Annotated in this window: 15 protein-coding genes; 9 read left to right on the forward strand and 6 right to left on the reverse strand. The window is 64.2% G+C overall.

From position 1 onward, the window contains the following. Positions 1-114: 114 nt before the first annotated feature. Complete coding sequence (locus ACVOMF_RS12630; RefSeq protein ID WP_481509610.1) at positions 115-669, reverse strand: GNAT family N-acetyltransferase; 555 nt, start codon at positions 667-669, stop codon at positions 115-117. Positions 670-750: 81 nt separating this feature from the next. On the opposite strand from ACVOMF_RS12630, the gene ACVOMF_RS12635 reads away from it, so the two are divergent. From ACVOMF_RS12635 to ACVOMF_RS12655, 5 genes are all read left to right on the forward strand, one after another. After that, complete coding sequence (locus tag ACVOMF_RS12635) at positions 751-1,929, forward strand: phosphoglycerate kinase (RefSeq protein ID WP_481509611.1); 1,179 nt, start codon at positions 751-753, stop codon at positions 1,927-1,929. Next, on the forward strand, positions 1,926-2,570 hold the full coding sequence (locus tag ACVOMF_RS12640; RefSeq protein ID WP_481509612.1) for an HAD-IA family hydrolase: 645 nt from the start codon (positions 1,926-1,928) through the stop codon (positions 2,568-2,570). Before ACVOMF_RS12635 ends, ACVOMF_RS12640 begins: the two co-directional genes overlap by 4 nt. A gap of 450 nt (positions 2,571-3,020) precedes the next feature. Continuing rightward, complete coding sequence (gene pyk, locus ACVOMF_RS12645; RefSeq protein WP_481509613.1) at positions 3,021-4,487, forward strand: pyruvate kinase; 1,467 nt, start codon at positions 3,021-3,023, stop codon at positions 4,485-4,487. Between the two features lie 164 nt (positions 4,488-4,651). Next, on the forward strand, positions 4,652-5,656 hold the full coding sequence (locus tag ACVOMF_RS12650; protein WP_282271310.1) for a class I fructose-bisphosphate aldolase: 1,005 nt from the start codon (positions 4,652-4,654) through the stop codon (positions 5,654-5,656). A gap of 240 nt (positions 5,657-5,896) precedes the next feature. Then, positions 5,897-7,204, forward strand: a complete 1,308-nt coding sequence (locus tag ACVOMF_RS12655) for a M1 family metallopeptidase (RefSeq protein ID WP_481509614.1) — start codon at positions 5,897-5,899, stop codon at positions 7,202-7,204. Between the two features lie 189 nt (positions 7,205-7,393). On the opposite strand, the gene ACVOMF_RS12660 is transcribed toward ACVOMF_RS12655, so the two are convergent. The 3 genes from ACVOMF_RS12660 to cysG form a co-directional block, all read right to left on the reverse strand. Continuing rightward, entirely contained in the window at positions 7,394-7,984 is a 591-nt protein-coding gene (locus tag ACVOMF_RS12660; protein WP_481509615.1) for an O-acetyl-ADP-ribose deacetylase, read from the reverse strand. A gap of 170 nt (positions 7,985-8,154) precedes the next feature. Then, positions 8,155-9,114 (reverse strand): cysteine synthase A, encoded by a 960-nt coding sequence (gene cysK / locus ACVOMF_RS12665; protein WP_481509616.1) that lies wholly within the window; start codon positions 9,112-9,114, stop codon positions 8,155-8,157. 20 nt (positions 9,115-9,134) lie between these two features. Further along, positions 9,135-10,586, reverse strand: coding sequence for a siroheme synthase CysG (cysG, locus tag ACVOMF_RS12670; protein WP_481509617.1), 1,452 nt, complete (start codon positions 10,584-10,586; stop codon positions 9,135-9,137). Between the two features lie 179 nt (positions 10,587-10,765). Here cysG and ACVOMF_RS12675 point away from each other — a divergent pair, with 179 nt between their 5' ends. From ACVOMF_RS12675 to ACVOMF_RS12690, 4 genes are all read left to right on the forward strand, one after another. Continuing rightward, positions 10,766-11,749: a LysR family transcriptional regulator gene (locus ACVOMF_RS12675; protein ID WP_481509618.1), complete on the forward strand. Its 984-nt coding sequence runs from the start codon at positions 10,766-10,768 to the stop codon at positions 11,747-11,749. Between the two features lie 14 nt (positions 11,750-11,763). Beyond that, entirely contained in the window at positions 11,764-12,471 is a 708-nt protein-coding gene (locus ACVOMF_RS12680) for an alpha/beta fold hydrolase (RefSeq protein ID WP_481509619.1), read from the forward strand. Positions 12,472-12,735: 264 nt separating this feature from the next. Beyond that, positions 12,736-13,185 (forward strand): DUF2946 family protein, encoded by a 450-nt coding sequence (locus tag ACVOMF_RS12685; RefSeq protein WP_481509620.1) that lies wholly within the window; start codon positions 12,736-12,738, stop codon positions 13,183-13,185. Between the two features lie 68 nt (positions 13,186-13,253). Continuing rightward, entirely contained in the window at positions 13,254-15,314 is a 2,061-nt protein-coding gene (locus ACVOMF_RS12690) for a TonB-dependent copper receptor (protein WP_481509621.1), read from the forward strand. 490 nt (positions 15,315-15,804) lie between these two features. Here the strand turns inward: ACVOMF_RS12690 and ACVOMF_RS12695 are convergent, their stop codons facing one another. Then, the gene (locus tag ACVOMF_RS12695; protein WP_481509622.1) at positions 15,805-16,536 is read right to left on the reverse strand and encodes a phosphoadenylyl-sulfate reductase; all 732 of its coding nucleotides are present in this window, start codon (positions 16,534-16,536) and stop codon (positions 15,805-15,807) included. Further along, positions 16,533-18,239 carry an assimilatory sulfite reductase (NADPH) hemoprotein subunit gene (cysI, locus tag ACVOMF_RS12700; RefSeq protein WP_481509623.1) on the reverse strand — a complete coding sequence of 569 codons (1,707 nt, stop codon included), beginning with the start codon at positions 18,237-18,239 and terminating at the stop codon, positions 16,533-16,535. The genes ACVOMF_RS12695 and cysI overlap by 4 nt, the downstream gene beginning before the upstream one ends. Between the last annotated feature and the right edge of the window lie 65 nt (positions 18,240-18,304).

The raw sequence follows: 18,304 nt of genomic DNA on the forward strand, positions 1-18,304 counted from the left end.
CCCCAATATCCGCCTTTATTTGCGCGGGTGGTGGCCCGCCCTGTGGCCGGCGCGGTTTTTCCTCTTTCTTTGGGGGTGGGGGGGGGGCGCCCGCCCCCGCTCATGGGCGCGGCGCTACAGTTTGAAATCCTGACGCAGCAGGCCGTAGATGGCGCTGTCGCAGATTTCGCCGTTTACCTGCCAGCGTTCGCGGAGCAGGCCCTCGCGGACGAAGCCGAACTTCTCCACCAGGTGGCATGAGGGCAGGTTGCGTGGGTCGATATCGGCCTCGATGCGGCGTAGCCCCAATTCGTTGAACACGTAGCCCAGTACCAGCTGCAGGGCTTCGCTGGCCAGGCCGCGGCCCTGCCAGTCGGGACGCAGGCTGTAACCGATTTCGGCGCGCGCCTGTATCAGGTCCATGTGGAAGATGGCGCTGCTGCCTATCAACAGGTCAGTGTCCGCGTCGGCAATGGCCCAGACCAGCATGTCCAGGTCGCAGCGTTGGCGCTGGATGTCGGCGATCTTCTGTTCGGCCTGTTCCAGTTCGGTCCAGGCCGGGTAGCTCCAGTAGCGCATCACCCGGGCATCGCTATGGATGGCGAACAGCGCTGCAGCGTCGCCATCCCGGACTTCGCGCAGGCGCAGGCGGGGGCTGGACAGTTCGGGTTGCGGCAGGCGTGGTGACATCCGGTGCACCTTGGGTTTGCCCCATCAGGCAGGGCGGGCGAGAATTGCGGTTTCCCCCATCTTTGCGGAGCTGATCCTGCTATGTCCATCGTTCGCATGACCGACCTCGACCTTTCCGGCAAGCGTGTACTGATCCGCCAGGATCTGAACGTGCCGATCGACGAGAGCGGCAAGATCACCTCCGAGCAGCGCATCACCGCCTCGCTGCCGACCCTGAAGCTGGCACTGGAGAAGGGCGCTGCTGTACTGGTGACCTCGCATCTGGGCCGTCCCAAGGAAGGCGTGTGGAGCGAAGCCGATTCGCTGGCGCCGGTGGCCAAGCGTCTGTCCGAGCTGCTGGGCGTGGACGTGCCGCTGGTCAAGGACTGGGTGGACGGCGTCGACGTGGCCCCGGGCCAGATCGTGCTGCTGGAGAATTGCCGCATGAACGTGGGTGAGGGCAAGGACGACGAGGCCTTGTCGCAGAAGTACGCCGCGCTGTGCGACGTGTTCGTGATGGATGCCTTCGGTACCGCACACCGCGCTCAGGCCTCGACCCATGGCGTGATTCGTTTTGCTCCGGTTGCTGCTGGCGGTCCGCTGCTGATGGCCGAGCTGGATGCGCTGGACAAGGCGCTGGCCAACCCGGCACGCCCGCTGCTGGCGATCGTGGCTGGTTCCAAGGTGTCGACCAAGCTGGAACTGCTGTCCAGCCTGGTCAGCAAGGTCGACCAGCTGATCGTCGGTGGCGGTATCGCCAACACCTTCATCGCTGCCGAAGGCCACAGTGTCGGCAAGTCGCTGGTCGAGAACGATCTGCTGGATACCGCGCGCAAGATCGATGCCGATGCCAAGGCGCGCGGTGCCGAGATCCCGCTGCCGACCGACGTGGTGGTGGCACCGGCCTTCGCCGCCGATGCCCCGGCCACGGTCAAGGCGGTCGATGCCGTCGGCGCCGACGACATGATTCTTGATATCGGTCCGCAGACTGCCGCGCAGTACGCCGAACTGATCGCCAAGGCCGGCACTGTGGTCTGGAACGGCCCGGTTGGCGTGTTCGAGTTCGATGCCTTCGGCAAGGGTACTGAAGCGCTGGCCAAGGCCATCGCCAGTTCCAATGCATTCTCGATTGCAGGCGGTGGCGACACCCTGGCCGCGGTCGACAAGTACGGCATCGCCAAGCAGGTGAGCTACATCTCCACCGGCGGCGGCGCGTTCCTGGAGTTCCTGGAAGGCAAGACCTTGCCGGCGGTGGCAGCGTTGGAGGCTCGCGGCCAGTGAGCCGCGACGTTTTCTTCTTCGATCTCGACGGCACGCTGATTGATTCGGCCGTCGGCATCACCCGCTGCGTGGCCTATGCACTGGAGCAGATGGAGCATCCGGTGCCGGGCGATGCCGAGCTGCGCAAGTGGATCGGCCCAGCGCTGCGTACCAGCTTCAAGCCCTTGTTCGGCGATGCCCTGCGCGTGGAGCGGGCGGTGGAGTTGTACCGCGAGCGTTTCGATGAGCACGGTTGGAAGGAGCATGACATCTACGCCGGTATCGGTGATGTCGTGCAGGGCCTGCACGCGGCCGGCCATCGGCTGGCCGTGGTCACCGCCAAGAACGAGCCGCATGCACGGCGCATCGTCGAGCACCTGCCATTTGGCGGCTGCTTCGAGGACATCATCGGTGCAACCGAAGATGGTTCGCGCAGCCACAAGCCGGAGTTGATCGCCGAGGCCTTGCAGCGCCTGCAATTGCAGGCACCGCAGTGCTGGATGATCGGTGACCGGCGCATGGACATCGAAGGCGCGCGTCACCACGGCATGCGCAATGTCGGTGTGTTGTGGGGCTTTGGTGGTCGCGAGGAGCTGCTTGCTGCCGGGGCTGGCGCGTTGGCTGCTACGCCGGATGAGTTGGCGGCGGTGCTGCGCGGTTGAGTGACGGGTTAGATGTCTGGTGGCTCCGGCACCCGGAGCCACGATCCGGTCAGACCTCAGCAGAATTTCAGGTCGTCATGCCCGCCTGCGCGGGAATGGCGATCTGAAGGGCTCTCGGGAAGCCCTTGGCGTTCGTGCCGTGGCCGCCTCCGTTGTCACCCGATGTCCTTGGCATGTCTTCGCTGCCAGCGTTTTCTGCTGCGAAGCAGCAAAGCTTTCCCCCGATCCAACACGCAACGGCAACATCCGCGTGCTGAGCTATCCCCCTGACTTATTGACCTATGCAAGTCAGCGATAGGTCCCGCGTTGTCATACCGTACGGTATGTCCAGATCGACTGTCTGGCCTGTCTTTGGGACACAGCAGAAAGTGTCGTATGAAATCGTATGCGACATCGTTGTCATGCAATGGATGTGCTACTTTCGGCGGTCTATTAGGGAGACCACGCACAATGATTGAACGTCAGCGCCGCACCAAGATCCTCGCCACCCTCGGGCCGGCAACTGACGCGCCAGGGGTGCTGGACGATCTGTTCCGCGCCGGCGTCAACGTTGTGCGTTTGAACTTCTCCCACGGTGACCCGTCCGGCCAGGCCAAGCGTGCCGCCGACGTGCGCGCCGCTGCCCAGCGCGTGGGTGTGGAAGTCGGCATCCTGGCCGACCTGCCGGGCCCGAAGATCCGCATCGAGCGTTTTGCCGAAGGCAAGATCACGCTCAAGGCCGGCGACCGTTTCGACCTGATCGCCAGCACCTCGGCACCGGCCGGTGACACCAGCCAGGTGGGCGTGAGCTACCTCGGACTGCCGCAGGACGTGGCACCGGGCGACGTGCTGCTGCTCGACGATGGCCTGATGCAGCTGCAGGTCGTGGAAGTGCAGGGCGAGCGCATCATCAATACCGTGCTCAACGATGGCGTGCTGTCCGACCGCAAGGGTTTGAACAAGCAGGGCGGTGGCCTGTCGCTGGGTGCGCTGACCGAGCGCGACAAGGAGCTGATCGGCATCGTTGCCAAGATCGGCGTCGACTTCATCGCGGTCTCGTTCTGCCGCAATGCGCAGGATATGAATGACGCGCGCGCAATCGCCGAGTCGCACGGCTGCTACGCCGCGCTGGTGTCCAAGATCGAGCGCACCGAAGCCATCGAGAACCTGGAAGAGATCGTCGACGCCAGTGATGTGGTGATGGTGGCGCGAGGTGACCTGGGCGTGGAAATCGGCGACGCCGAGCTGCCGGGCCTGCAGAAGAAGATCATCAAGGCCTCGCTGGCGCAGAACAAGGTGGTGATCACCGCCACCCAGATGCTGCAGTCGATGGTCGAAAGCCCGATCCCGACCCGCGCCGAAGTGCTGGACGTGGCCAACTCGGTCATCGACGGCACCGATGCGGTGATGCTGTCGGCCGAAACCGCGGCCGGTGCCTATCCGGTCAAGGCGGTCGAGGCGATGGCCCGTATCTGCCTGGGTGCCGAACGCCAGTTCCAGACCGAGACCGACTTCAATGCCTCGCCGCGCAACCTGGAACGCGCCGACCAGGCCATTGCCATGGCCACCATGTTCCTGTCCCAGCACGTGGGCGTGCGCGCCATCGTGGCGATGACCGAATCCGGTGGTACCGCGCGTTACCTGTCGCGCTTCCGCGCCAAGTCGCCGATCTACGCGGTCACCCGCCATGACGGTGCGCGCCGGCAGATGGCGTTGATGCGCGATGTGTTCCCGATCAACTTCGACAGCCGTGGCTTCACCCCGCGTGAAGCGGCGCGCGGCAGCATCCGCCTGCTGGTCGAGTCCAAGCTGTTGGAAGCGGGTGATCGCGTGGTGTTCACCAGTGGCGAGCACATGGAAACCCATGGCGCCACCAACACCTTGCGCCTGCTGGAAGTGGGCAACGACGGCCGCGCCAGCGGTCTGGGCGACCTGTAAGCGACGCCAGCTACAAGCCACCGCTCCGGTCAGAGTTTGATCGGAGCGGACAGGTTTTGTCCTGACCTGACAGCCTGAAACCGATTCCAGACCTTGCGGGCAGCCAGCCGGTGAGCGTGCCGGGCTATAATCCGGGTTTTCCCGCACGCTGTCACAGGAACCTCATGAGCATCGAACTGCTGGCTGAAACCGCCCAGGCCATGGTCGCCCCGGGCAAGGGCATCATCGCCATTGACGAATCCACCGGTACGATTGCCAAGCGCTTTGCAAGCGTCGGCATCGAGAACACGGAAGAGAACCGTCGTGCCTACCGCGAACTGCTGCTGACCACGCCGAAGCTCAACGAGCACATTTCCGGCGCCATCCTGTACGACGAAACCATCCGCCAGTCGACCAAGGACGGCGTGCCGTTCGCCAAGTACATGGCCGACAACGGCATGATCCCGGGCATCAAGGTCGACAAGGGTGCGCACCCGCTGGCCGGCTGCCCCGGTGAGCTGGTGACCGAGGGCCTGGACGGCCTGCGTGAGCGCCTGCAGGAGTACTACAAGCTGGGCGCGCGTTTCGCCAAGTGGCGTGCGGTGATCAACATCGGCGAAAGCATGCCGTCGGGCACCTGCATCGAGTCCAACGCCCACGCGCTGGCCCGTTATGCTGCCCTGTGCCAGGAATGCGGCCTGGTGCCGATGGTCGAGCCGGAAGTGATCATGGACGGCGACCACGACATCGAGACCTGCTACGAAGTCACCGAAGCCACCCTGCGTTCGCTGTTCGACGCCCTTTACCAGCAGAACGTGGTACTGGAAGGCACCATCCTGAAGGCCTCGATGGTCATTCCGGGCAAGACCTGCGACGAGCAGGTGGATGTCGAGGAAGTGGCCGAGTCCACCGTGATGTGCCTGAAGTCGACCGTGCCGGCGATCCTGCCGGGTGTGGTGTTCCTGTCCGGTGGCCAGAGCGACGAGCAGTCCACCGCTCACCTCAATGCCATGAACCAGGTCGGCACCTTGCCGTGGCCGCTGAGCTTCTCCTACGGCCGCGCCATGCAGCAGGCTGCGCTGAAGCTGTGGGCCAAGGACATGAAGGGCAACTACGCTGCTGCACAGAAGACCGTGTTCGAGCGTGCCAAGGAAAACGGCCTGGCTGCACAGGGCAAGTGGGAAGGCTGATACGCCAACCTGCGTGAGTTGAACAAAGCGCCGGCCAACAGCCGGCGTTTTGTTTTGCTCTGCTTTTGTTTTGTTTGTGGGAGCGGCATAAGCCGCGAAGCTGATGCAAAACAAACTGCCGCGATGGCCGCAATTGCAAACATCTTGGCGGCTGTTGCCCTGCCAGCTTCGCGGCTTATGCTGCTCCCACAATTCCCGCAGTACAGTCCTACAATCGGTTCTTTCCTCAGGGATGATCCGATGCACCGCAGAATCGCGCTGGCACTGTTTGCATCGACCATGACCGTATCCGCCTTCGCCGCAGAATCACGCGGTTTCGATATCCAACACTACGCAACCAGTCTGGATCTGGATATCGCCGCCGGTCAGTTGCAGGGTGAGACCCTGGTGCGTTTCGATGCCACGGCCCCACTGCATCAGCTGGTTCTGGACAGTGGTGAGCTGGTCGTCGATTCGGTCACGCAGAATGACAAGCCGCTCAGCTTCGAGCAGGCCGATGGAAAGCTGGTCATCAGTCTTGCAATGACGTTGATGGCGGGCCAGCAAAGCCGCGTACGTGTGCACTACCGCGGCAAGCCTCGCTTTGGCCTGGAGTTCGCCGCCGGACGCAACGAGGTCTACACGATATTCTCCACCAGCCAATGGATGCCGTCGGTGGATGCGCCGGACGAGCGCGCTACGCTGCAATTGGCGCTGCGCCTTCCTCACGACCTGCATGCGACGGCGGTTGGCGATGAACTGCCATCGCGCCTGCTCGGTGATGGTCGCATCGAACACCGTTGGCAGCTGCGCAAGCCAACGCCCGCGTTTGTCTATGGCTTTGCTGCCGGCCCTTATCAGCACGCACGGCAGGGACGCTTGCAGTTCTACTCGAAGGACCGCTCCGAGGCGGAACTGCGGCAGGTGTTCGCCGCCACCGACGACATGCTCGACTTTTTCGCCGCACGCGCAGGCCTGGCCTATGAAGGCGACTATCGACAGGCGCTGGTCGCCAATACCATCGGCCAGGAAATGGCCGGTCTGTCGGTGATGTCGGAGGCCTATGGCAAAGGCGTGCTGGATGATCCCACCCAGACTGGCTTGATCGCCCACGAAGCCGCGCATCAATGGTGGGGCGTACGCGTGACCTGTGCCAGCTGGGAGCACTTCTGGCTCAACGAAGGTTTCGCCAACTTCATGACAGCGGCGTGGTTGCAGCAGGCGCAGGGCGAGACCGCCTACCAGGCGATGGTGCAGGGCTGGGAGCAGCGGCTGCGGGCGTTGCGCGAGAAGGGTGCTGATCGGCCGTTGGTGTATCCGGATTGGAACAAACCCAGCGCCGATGATCGTGCGGTGGTCTACAAGAAGGGCGCCTACGTGCTGCACCGCTTGCGCATGGAATTGGGCGAGGAGCTGTTCTGGCGCGGGCTGCGTGAGTACACGCAGGCCAATGATGGACGCTCGGTGGTGACGGCGGATTTCCAGCAGGCGATGGAGCGTGCGGCCGGGCGTTCACTGCAGGGGTTCTTTGATGCCTGGGTTTATGGGGTGGGTGGTGAGCTGGGGTGATGGGCTTGCTGCCAAGAGCTACCCCTCCCCAACCCTCCCCTTGCCTGCGGCAAAGGGAGGGGGCTGGTCATGCAGATCGGATAGATCGCGGGCAGTCGCTCTTGCCCCCTCCCTTTCGCGTAGCGAAGGGGAGGGCCGGGGAGGGGTAGGCTTTTGCTTTTGCTTCTGCCCGGCTCCAACAGCCAAACCTCAATGCGCAGGCGCAAATCCACCTGCAAACGACGCCAGCACCGGCCCCGCCTGCTCCTGCGCCGGCCCAGCGCTGGCCAAGGCCTGCTGATAGATCTTGAACGCCGCAGCGTTGTAAGCCACCAGTACGATCCGCGAAGGCCGCGCATGGCTCTTCTGCCAGGTCATGGTCTCGGTGGCGGCAATGACCGCCGCCTGGTGCAGCGGGTAGCCATAAACCCCGCAGCTGATCGCCGGGAACGCGATCGACTCCAGGCCCATCTGCTCGGCCAGCCGCAGCGACTGCCAGTAGCAATTGGCCAATAACGCCGCTTCATCATGGCGACCATCGCGCCACACCGGGCCAACGGTATGGAACACATGCTTGGCCGGCAAATTGTGGCCGCCGGTGGCGCGCACTTCGCCGGTAGGGCAGCGCACACCGGCGCGCAGTTCGGGTAGCTGCTCGCATTCGCGCAACAGGCCGGGGCCTGCGGCCCGATGGATTGCACCGTCCACGCCGCCGCCGCCAAGCAGGGTTTCATTGGCCGCGTTGACGATGACGTCAACGGCCAGTTCGGTGATGTCGCCCTGCCAGACTTCAATGTTCATGGCCGTGATCTTCCATTGCGGTGTATGAGAAAAGTGTGACGGCTGCCGCCAGGCCAGGCACTGCTGCAGTCTGCGCCCATGGCGTCTCATCTGGCGCGATTCACGGGCACAGAAAAGCATGAAGGCCGCATGGGCGGCCTTCGCGTTGCTGACGGGTTAAGTAACGGCAGTTACGGAAGGCCGGCCAGCCAGTCGTCGTCGGAGCCGTCGTTGATGTCGGCGAACAGCGGCGTGGAGAAGTAGCGCTCGCCGGTGTCTGGCAGCATCGCCAGGATCACCGAGCCGGCCTCGGCAGCGGCGGCCACATCCAGCGCGCTGGCAACCGTGGCGCCGGAGGAGATGCCGACGAAGATGCCTTCCTCGGCAGCCAGGCGGCGCGAGGTTTCAATCGCGCGTTCGTCCTGGACCGACAGCAACTGGTCGTAGACGTTGCGGTTGAGTACTTCCGGGACGAAGTCCGGGGTCCAGCCCTGGATCTTGTGCGGGGCGAAATCCTTGCCGGCCAGCAGCGCGGCACCGGCGGGTTCGGTGGCGATGATGCGGGTTTCCGGGCGGGCCAGCTTCAGCACTTCGCCGACGCCGGTCAGGGTGCCGCCGGTGCCCCAGCCGCTGACGAAGTAGTCCAGGCGCTTGCCGGCGAAGTCGCGCAGGATCTCGGCGGCGGTGGTCTGGCGGTGATAGGCCGGGTTGGCTGGGTTGGCGAACTGACTGGCCAGGAACCAGCCGTGCTGCTGAGCCAGTTCCTTGGCCTTGCGCACCATGCCGCTGCCACGCTCGGCGGCAGGGGTCAGGATGACCTTGGCGCCATAGGCGCGCATCAGCTTGCGGCGCTCGATGGAGAAGGTTTCCACCATGGTTGCGACGAACTTGTAGCCACGTGCGGCAGCCACCATGGCCAGGGCGACGCCGGTGTTGCCGGAGGTGGCTTCGACGATGGTGTCACCGGGCTTGAGCAGGCCTTTCTTCTCGGCGTCGAGGATGATGGCCAAGGCCAGGCGGTCCTTGACCGAACCGGCTGGGTTGAAGGACTCGACTTTGACGTAGATGTCGACGCCGGCCGGGGCCAGACGGTTGAGCTTGACCACCGGGGTATTGCCGATGGTGTCCAGGATGCTGTTGTACAGGGCCATTGAAATCTCCGGGGAGGTGGTCAGGCGGCGTCGGCCAGTGTGGGCGGTGCTGTCTTTGCGGAAAGTGAGGAAACAGTAGGCGTTGCGTGCAGCGGGGCGTCGCCGAACCAATGCAGTTCATCGGCCAGCGCCGCTACGTCGCCGAGGATCAGCAGCGCCGGGGACTTCACCTGGTGCTGGGCAGCGGCCTCGGGTAGCTGGCGCAGCTGCCCGCTGACCACGCGCTGGTTGGCGCGCGAGCCGTTCTCGATCAGGGCGAATGCGGTGCTGGCTGGCATTCCGGCGGCTAGCAGGTGGCTGCGGATCTGCGCCAACGCGGCCACGCCCATATAGAACACCAGCGTCTGCCGTGGCTCTGCCAGCGCCGGCCAATCCAGCGTGTCCAGCGAATCCTTGCAGTGCGCGGTGACCAGCCGTAGCTGTTGGGCATGATCACGGTGGGTCAGTGGAATGCCGGCGTAGGCGGCGCAGGCCAGCGCCGCGGTGATGCCGGGCACCACTTCGAACGCGATGCCATGGGCGCGCAGGAACTGCAGCTCCTCGCCACCACGGCCGAACACGAAGGCGTCGCCGCCCTTGAGCCGAACCACGCGCTTGCCGGCGCGGGCATGTTCAAGCATCAAGGCATGGATATGCTCTTGCGCGGTGCTGCGCCCCTGTGCGGATTTGCCGACCTCGATGAAGTCGGCATCACGACGGGCGAGCTGCAATACCTCGGCACTGACCAGGCGATCGTGCAGGATCACATCGGCCTGGTTGAGTGCGCGCAGGGCGTTGAGGGTGAGCAGGCCGGGGTCACCGGAGCCTGCACCCACCAGTACTACCGAGCCGGCATGGACCGGGGCTTCGGCACCCATGTCCAGCAGCAGCTGGGTTTCGGCAGCGATCGATTGGCGTGCGCGTAGCAGGCCAAGCAATGGACCGTCGATCAGCCGGTCGAAGAAGCGGCGGCGCGCGGCCAGCTCGGGGAAGCGCTCGCGTATCAGCCCGCGCTTGCGGCTGACCAACTGCGCCAGTTGGCCCCAGGCCTGATCAAACAGTTCTTCGATCTGGCGGCGCACGTGGCGGGCCACCATTGGTGCACCGCCGCCGCTGGAAATGGCGATCTGCAGCGGCCCGCGTTCGACCACAGCCGGCACGTGGAAGCCGGACAGCGCCGCGTCGTCGACCACGTTGACGAACAGTCGGCGTGCTTCGGCGGCTTCGGCGACCGCATGGTTGATGGCGGTGTCGTCGGTGGCGGCAATCACCAGCCAGATCGCCTGGTCCAGCCAGGCTGGATCAAACTGACCATTCAGCCATTGGACGCGGCCGGCATCGGCCAATTGTTGCAGCTCCGGGCTCAAGGCCGGTGCGCCGACCCGGGGCAGGGCACCGGCGCGCAGCAGCGCCTCGGTTTTTCGCTCGGCCACCGCGCCCCCGCCAACGACCAGCACGGCCCGACCCTTGAGGTCGGCAAACAGGGGGAACAAGGGGCTGTCCAAGGCGATGGCGGAGGTAGTCGGAGTAAGGACCGTGACCGTAGCGCCGGCCCCACAGTGCCGGAAATGAAAAGCGTCCCGGGTCAGATAACTTTAGGTTATAAGTATCGAGGCCGTTTTGGCCTACATTCTTCACAGTTCCTTACTGAAAATCTCTCTCCAACACTGCGATGACACTTACCCAACTGCGTTACCTCGTTGCTATTGCCGATGCCGAGCTGAACATCACGCTCGCCGCGACACGGGTGCATGCCACCCAGCCGGGGTTGTCGAAACAGCTCAAACAGCTTGAGGACGAGTTGGGTTTTCTGTTGTTCGTGAGAAAAGGAAGAAGCCTTGAATCGGTAACGCCTGCAGGCGAAGAAGTCATCAACCGTGCGCGCAGTGTGTTGGCCGAGGCCAACAACATTCGTACCTACGCTGCCAACCAACGTCGTGAGAGCCACGGCCAGCTGATCCTGACCACGACCCACACGCAGGCGCGCTTCGTGCTGCCGCCAGCAGTTGCACGCATCAAGCTGGCGTATCCGCAAGTGAGCGTGCACCTGCAGCAGGCTGCTGAAAGTGATGCGCTGGATCTGCTGAGCCAGGGCGATGCCGACATCGCCATCATCAGTACTGCAGGTGGCGAACCGAGCACCGGTATTGCGGTGCCGCTGTATCGCTGGCGCAGATTGGTGTTGGTGCCCAAGGGCCATCCGCTGGATCGCGCCGGGGTAACGCCGGACATGGCCGCATTGGCCAGCCATCCCCTGATCAGCTACGAGTCTTCCACCCGCACCAGTTCATCCCTGCGTCGCGCCTTCGCCGCGCTGGATCTAGAACCGGACCTGACCTTGACCGCGTTGGACGCGGATCTGATCAAGACCTATGTGCGCACCGGATTGGGCGTCGGCCTGCTCGCGGAAATGGCGGTAAGCGCCAACGACACCGACCTGCGTGCATGGCCGGCACCTGCATCGATTCCCGAGTGCATCGCCTGGGCGGTGCTGCCGCGCGATCGCGTGCTGCGTGACTACGCCCTGGAACTGGTACACGTGCTTGCACCGCAGATCGACAAGCGTGATCTGCGCCGCGTGTTGGACGGCAACCAACAGGCCGATTGGCCAGTGCCGCCGACCTGGGAATCGTTGACGCAGACAATTACGGTCTGAATGAGACGGGCTGGGTGACCGCACTGGTAATCCTGCCCGGTCTTGATGGCACGGCGGCGCTGCACGCGCAGTTTGTCACCTGCTTGGCTGATGTGTTCGGATCGGTGGCGGTGCTGCGTTACCCGCCGGATAACGCGTTGGACTATGCGGCGCTGGAGGTGCTGGTCAGGGCTGCGTTGCCCAGCGATGTTCCCTTCGTGCTGTTGGGCGAATCCTTTTCCGGTCCTATAGCGCTGTCTATTGCAGCTGATCCACCGGCCAATCTGGTTGGCTTGGTGTTGTCCACAACCTTCGCACGCACGCCGCTGCCGTTGTTCTCGCCGCTGGCGCCGCTGACGCGTTTTGCGCCGGTTCGCGCGCTGCCGCTGGCCTTGCTGTCCTGGTGGTTGCTGGGCCGCTGGGCAACGCCAGCATTGAACGTGTCGCTCGAACGGGCTTTGCTTGAAGTGCACCCAGCTGTGTTGCGGCAACGTGCGGCGCTTGCAATGCAGGCGGATGTGTCGGCATTGCTGACACGCGTCACCTTGCCGGTGTTGTATCTGCGAGCAGAGGGTGATCGCCTGATCATGCCGGGTGCCGGTGAGCTTATTCTGTCGATGATCAAGCATGCGACCGTCAGGAGTATTGCAGGTCCCCATCTCCTCCTGCAGGCATGCCCTTCACCGGCGGCGCGGGCTGTGCGCGATTTCGTTGAAGGCCTGCAGTCGGCCAGACTCCGTTGACGCTTTACCCGTGGAGCGTGACCAATCTTGTGGAAGCGGCGTAAGCCGCGAAGCTGACTTCAATGAAATGGCCAGATCATCTGCAACCCGATTGACCTCCAGCTTCGCGGCTTAACCCGCGCCAAAAAAAGCTGCGTTTGTGAGGCATTGCCGGGAAGGCCTAATCCGAGCATGGCAAGGGACTACAGCGCGGCGGTCATGCGGCAAACGGTCGCACCTGGTGCGGCAACGCCCGCATTGTCGTGCCGATAAAATGCGCGGGTCATGCGTTCGCTTCGTTTCCAATCCTTTGTGCTTGTGCTGGCCTTTGCTGCTGCCTTGTTGATGGCAGTGGCACCGGTGGTCAGTCGCTGGCTGCAGTCCCAGCAGCTGCCGATGAGCGCAATGGGCCATGCCGCGCATGAAGCAGCGATGCCGGTGCCTGCCGATGCGCACGCCGGGCATCACGACATGCAGCACATGTCGCATGCGGCCCCTGCACTGGCGGCGAACGAGCTGAAGCCAACGCCGTCGGTGGATCCGCACGCGGCCCACGGCGAAGCCTGCGACTACTGCACCATGGCCTCGCGCCTGCTGCCCTGGCTGGCGGTGATCCTGGTACTGGCGCCGTTGCTGTATCGGCTTGCGCCTGAATCCCCCCGCAAGACCTTTGTTCGCACCAGCCTGCGCTGGCCTGCGCATCCGCCGCGTGGGCCACCGATGCTCTCCAGATAACGTCACCTTTCCTGTTTGCCGTGCGCTGCCGTTGGGCGGTGCGCGGACGTGTCGTATTGGAGAACCAAATGAAATCCCTTTCCCGTATGCCGGGTGCTCCGGCATGCCTGTCTGTCTGCGTCTGCATGGCGCTGTTCCCACATATCGGCAATGCCGCCGAGCGTGATCTGACCCAAACCCTGGACACGGTGGTGGTTACCGCCGTGGCACCCTCTTCGCCGCTGCAATGGGGCACCGATCCGCGCCTGCCACGGCAACCGGTGCCGGCCAGTGACGGCGCCGACTACCTGAAGACCGTGCCGGGTTTTTCGGCGATCCGTAACGGCGGCACCAATGGCGACCCGGTACTGCGCGGCATGTCCGGCTCGCGACTGAACATCCTCAGCAACGACGGAAACCTGATCGGTGCCTGCCCGTCACGCATGGACAATCCGCTGTCGTATATCGCGCCGGAAACCTATGACCGTTTGACTGTCATCAAAGGCCCGCAGAGCGTGCGTTGGGGCGCGGGTGCTTCAGCTGGCACGGTACGCTTCGAACGCGACACGCCGCGCTTTGACAGCCCCGGCATGGAGCTGAAAGCCAGCGCCCTTGGCGGTTCCAACAACCGTAATGACCAGATGCTGGATGCAACGTTTGGTAGCAGTCCCGGCTACGTGCGGGTCAATGGCAACCGTTCCGAGTCCGACGACTACCGCGACGGCAATGGCGACGTGGTGCCTTCGCGTTGGCGCAAGTGGAACGCCGATGCGGCCATCGGCTGGACGCCGGATGCTGACACGGTTGTGGAACTCACAGCCGGCACAGGCGATGCCATTGCACGCTACGCCGGCCGTGGCATGGATGGTGCTGCGTTCAAGCGCGACAGTTATGGCCTGCGCTTCGAGCGCGACAACCTGCCCGGCGCCTGGGACAAGCTGCAGGCCAATCTGTATTACAACAACGCCGATCACCTGATGGACAACTACACGCTTCGCACGCCGAACCCGGCCAGCAGCATGCCGATGCCGATGGCTTCGAATGTTGAGCGGCGCACCACCGGTGGCCGTTTCAGCAGCGAATGGCGCTGGCAGGAGGTGGCAGTCGTCGCCGGCTTCGATGCGCAGGACAGCCGCCATCGCAGCCGCAATGGCATGGGACGCAATACCTGGCAGCAGTCGGCCTGGAAGCGTGATGCCGACTTCAGCAGCCAGGGGGTGTTCACCGAGCTGACCTTGGGCGAAGGCACGCCACAGCGCTGGATCAGCGGCCTGCGTCTGGACAAGGCGACGGTCAAGGATCGACGCGCGACGACCGGCATGATGAGCATGGCGAATCCAACTGCGGGGCAACAGCGGCAGGAGGATCTCGGCAGCGGCTTCGTGCGCTATGAGCGGGATCATGGCCAGGCCTGGACCTGGTACGCAGGTATCGGACACAGCGAGCGCATGCCGGATTACTGGGAGTTGTTCTCGGCCAATGCCGGGCCGGTCGGCAGCGTCAATGCGTTCTCGGGCGTGAAGCCGGAACAGACCACACAGTTGGATCTGGGCTTGCAGTTTCGCAGCGAGAAGGTCGATGCCTGGGTGTCGGCGTATGCCGGTCGCCTGCAGGACTACATTCTGTTCCAGTACCGCAGCGGCGGAATGATGGGCAGCAGCACCCAGGCCCGCAATGTGGATGCGCGCATCGCCGGGGCCGAGGCGGGCCTGGAATGGCGGCCGACGCAGGCATGGAAGCTTGGCAGCACGCTGGCTTACGCCTGGGGCGAGAACCGCAGCGAAAACCGGCCGTTGCCGCAGATTCCACCGCTGGAAGGGCGCTTCTCCGCCTCCTATGAACAGTCGCGCTGGTCGGTGGGCGCCTTGTTGCGCGCGGTCAGCCGGCAGAGCCGTGTGGCACTGGATGAGGGCAATGTGGTGGCGCGGGACCTGGGCCCGAGCGCGGGCTTTGCGACCTTGTCACTCAATGGCGCCTATCGGATCAATGACGGGCTGCGTGCAAGTGTAGGCGTGGACAATCTGTTCGACCGCGCCTATGCCGAACATCTGAATCTGGCCGGTAGTGCGGATTTCGGGTTTCCTGCTGATCCGGTGCGGATCAATGAACCTGGTCGCTCGTTCTGGTTGAAGCTGGATTATCGATATTGAGTTTCTGCTTTGACCGATCACGGCGAAATGCAGGATCGCTAGAGCGCAGCGATGCTGCGTTCGGGCGTTACCGGTGAGGCTTCTGCCGAGCATGGCTCGGTACTACATGACTGGCCCCTCTCCCGTTCACGGGAGAGGGGTTGGGGTGAGGGCAGCTTTTGCAGTGCGCAGCGATGCTGCATTCGGGCATTACCGGTGAAGCCTCTGCCGAGCATGGCTCGGCACTACATGATTGGCCCCTCTCCCGTTCACGGGAGAGGGGGTGGGGTGAGGGCGGCTTTTGCAGTGCGCAGCGGTGCTGCGCTGGGGCGTTACCGGTGACGCCTCTGCCGAGCAGGGCTCGGCACTACAGGACTGGTCCCTCTCCCGTTCATGGGAGAGGGGTTGGGGTGAGGGCAGCTTTTGCAGTGCGCGGCGGTGCTGCGCTGGGGCGTTACCGGTGAAGCTTCTGCCGAGCATGGCTCGGCACTACATGCCTGCATGGCTTCGCTTAAATCTCTTCGTGCAGCCCGCATTCGCGCTTCAGGCCGAAGAAGCGGGTGTCTTCTTCGCGCATGCCGGCTTCCCAGCGGCGGGTGGTGTGGTAGTCGCCGATGGAGACGTAGCCCTGTTCCCACAGCGGGTGGTAGGGCAGCTTGTGCTCCTGCAGGTATTTCCACACGTCGCGATCGCTCCAATCGGCGATCGGGTTGACCTTGAAGCGCTCGCCACGGCGCTGCAGCACCGGTGTGTTGGCGCGACTTGCCGACTGGCTGCGGCGCAGGCCGGTGAACCAGGTGCCCACCTGCAGATCGTCCAGGGCGCGCTTCATCGGCTCGACCTTGCGCAGGTTGTTGTACTGCTCGATGCCGACTACGCCTTGTTCCCACAGGCGGCCATGGCGTGCTTCCATCCAGGCGCGGCTCACCTGCGGGCGGTAGACCTTGAGGTTGAGCTTGAGCCTGTCGGTCAGTTCGTCGGCGAAGCGGTAGGTCTCCGGGAACAGATAGCCGGTGTCGATCAGGATCACCGGGATTTCCGGGCGCTGGCTGCTGAGCAGATGCAGGGTCACCGCCGATTGCGCGCCGAAACTCGACGACAGCACATGCGCGCCGGGTGCGTTCTGCAGTGCCCATGCCACGCGCTGCTGCGCATCCATCGAATCGAGCAGGGTATTGAGCGGGCCCAGGTCGTCAGGCAGGGTTACCGACGGGTTGTGAGAGGTCTTGGGCAGCGCGCTCATGCTTGCAGTTCCACGGATATCTGGCGGTGGGTGGGGTAGGGAGGAAGGGCGACGATGCCGGCCCGGTGCAGGAAGTCACCGAAGCCTTCACTGCCATCGCGCTCACCGGAATAGCGGGCGAACAGTGGCGCCAGTGCATCGAGGATTTCCGGTTCGGTGATGTTCTCGCGGTACAGCGTGTTGAGGCGTTGGCCGCGATGGTCGGCGCCCAGCATCAGGTTGTAGCGGCCCGGTGCCTTGCCGACCAAGGCGATCTCGCCCAGATAAGGACGCGAGCAGCCATTCGGGCAGCCGGAGATGCGCAGCAGGATCGGTGCATCGGCCAGCTGATGCTGCTCCAGCAGCGGCTGCAGCTTGGCGCTGAACTCGGGCAGGTAGCGCTCGGCTTCGGCCATGGCCAAGCCGCAGGTGGGCAGGGCGACGCAGGCCATGGCCGCGCGTGCCAGTGCGGTTGGGGCGCGATTGCCGGTGTCCAGTCCCGCGCTTTGCACGATGGCATCGATCTGCGCGCGTTGCTGCGCCCACACACCGGCGATGACCAGGTTCTGGTTGCCGGTCATGCGGAATTCGCCGTCGAGGATGTGGGCGATTTCGCGCAGGGCGGTCAGGTGTGGGGCACCGGCCACATCTGCGATGCGCCCAGCCTGCAGCGACAGGGTCAGGTGCCAGCGGCCGTCGTCGCCTTCCACCCAGCCATAGCGGTCGCCATTGTGGGCGAACGCCTGCGCACGCGATGGCGCGAAGCGGATGCCGGCGCGACGCTCGATCTCCGCCACGATCGTGTCCAGGCCGTGATCATCGATGGTGTACTTGAAGCGCGCACGCTTGCGCAGCTCGCGGTTGCCCAGGTCGCGCTGGGTGGTGACGGTGGCAGTGGCGACATCGAGTAGCGCGTCGCGCGGAATGAAACCGACGTTGTTGGCGATGCGCGGATAGGTTTCGGCATCGCCGTGGGTAGCGCCCATGCCGCCGCCGATGGTCACGTCATAGCCGAGCAGTTCGCCGTCGGCATCAAGCACGCCGATGAAGCCCAGATCATTGGCATAGACGTCGACGTCGTTGAGCGGCGGCAGTGCAAAGCCGATCTTGAACTTGCGCGGCAGGTAGCGCTCGCCGTAGATCGGTTCTTCCTCGGCGCCGCTGCCGGCCACGCGCTCTTCGTCCAGCCAGATTTCGTAGTAGGCGCGGGTATTGGGCAGCAAGTGCTCGGAAGTGCGCGCAGCGTCGGCGTACAGGGTGGCGTGTGCGCTGGACAGCAGCGGGTTGGCGGCAACCAGGACGTTGCGGTTGACGTCACCGCAGGCGGCCAGGGTGTCGATCAACGCGGCATTGATCGCCTGCATGGTCGCCTTCAGCTCGCGCTTGATCACGCCATGGAACTGGAACGCCTGGCGGGTGGTGATGCGCAACGAATGGTTGCCGTAACGGGTGGCGATGCTGTCCAGCTTCAGCCACTGCTCGGGGCTGATCACGCCGCCGGGGGTGCGGGTGCGGATCATGAACTGGTACGCAGGCTCGAGCTTCTGCCGGCGGCGCTCATCGCGCACGTCGCGGTCGTCCTGCTGGTAGCTGCCGTGGTACTTGATCAGGGTCTGGTCGTCTTCGCGCAATGCGCCGGTGACAGGATCGGCCAGGCTTTCCAGCAATGAGCCGCGCAAGCGGTTGCTGTCGGCCTTGATGTTCTCAACGGAGTGGGTGCTCATTCTTTTCGCTATCTGGAATCGGAGGTTGTAGGAGCGGCGTCAGCCGCGAAGCCACTGCTGCATCA

The sequence above is a fragment of the Stenotrophomonas sp. STEN022 genome (assembly GCF_056760155.1).

Excerpts from the sequence above, each read along its gene's own strand:
- ACVOMF_RS12695 (WP_481509622.1), bottom strand. The coding sequence starts at position 16,536 with ATGAGCGCGCTGCCCAAGACCTCTCACAACCCGTCGGTAACCCTGCCT.
- cysK (WP_481509616.1), bottom strand. The coding sequence starts at position 9,114 with ATGGCCCTGTACAACAGCATCCTGGACACCATCGGCAATACCCCGGTG.
- pyk (WP_481509613.1), top strand. The coding sequence starts at position 3,021 with ATGATTGAACGTCAGCGCCGCACCAAGATCCTCGCCACCCTCGGGCCG.
- ACVOMF_RS12635 (WP_481509611.1), top strand. The coding sequence starts at position 751 with ATGTCCATCGTTCGCATGACCGACCTCGACCTTTCCGGCAAGCGTGTA.
- ACVOMF_RS12690 (WP_481509621.1), top strand. The coding sequence starts at position 13,254 with ATGAAATCCCTTTCCCGTATGCCGGGTGCTCCGGCATGCCTGTCTGTC.
- ACVOMF_RS12650 (WP_282271310.1), top strand. The coding sequence starts at position 4,652 with ATGAGCATCGAACTGCTGGCTGAAACCGCCCAGGCCATGGTCGCCCCG.
- ACVOMF_RS12660 (WP_481509615.1), bottom strand. The coding sequence starts at position 7,984 with ATGAACATTGAAGTCTGGCAGGGCGACATCACCGAACTGGCCGTTGAC.
- ACVOMF_RS12675 (WP_481509618.1), top strand. The coding sequence starts at position 10,766 with ATGACACTTACCCAACTGCGTTACCTCGTTGCTATTGCCGATGCCGAG.
- ACVOMF_RS12655 (WP_481509614.1), top strand. The coding sequence starts at position 5,897 with ATGCACCGCAGAATCGCGCTGGCACTGTTTGCATCGACCATGACCGTA.
- ACVOMF_RS12630 (WP_481509610.1), bottom strand. The coding sequence starts at position 669 with ATGTCACCACGCCTGCCGCAACCCGAACTGTCCAGCCCCCGCCTGCGC.
- cysI (WP_481509623.1), bottom strand. The coding sequence starts at position 18,239 with ATGAGCACCCACTCCGTTGAGAACATCAAGGCCGACAGCAACCGCTTG.
- ACVOMF_RS12685 (WP_481509620.1), top strand. The coding sequence starts at position 12,736 with ATGCGTTCGCTTCGTTTCCAATCCTTTGTGCTTGTGCTGGCCTTTGCT.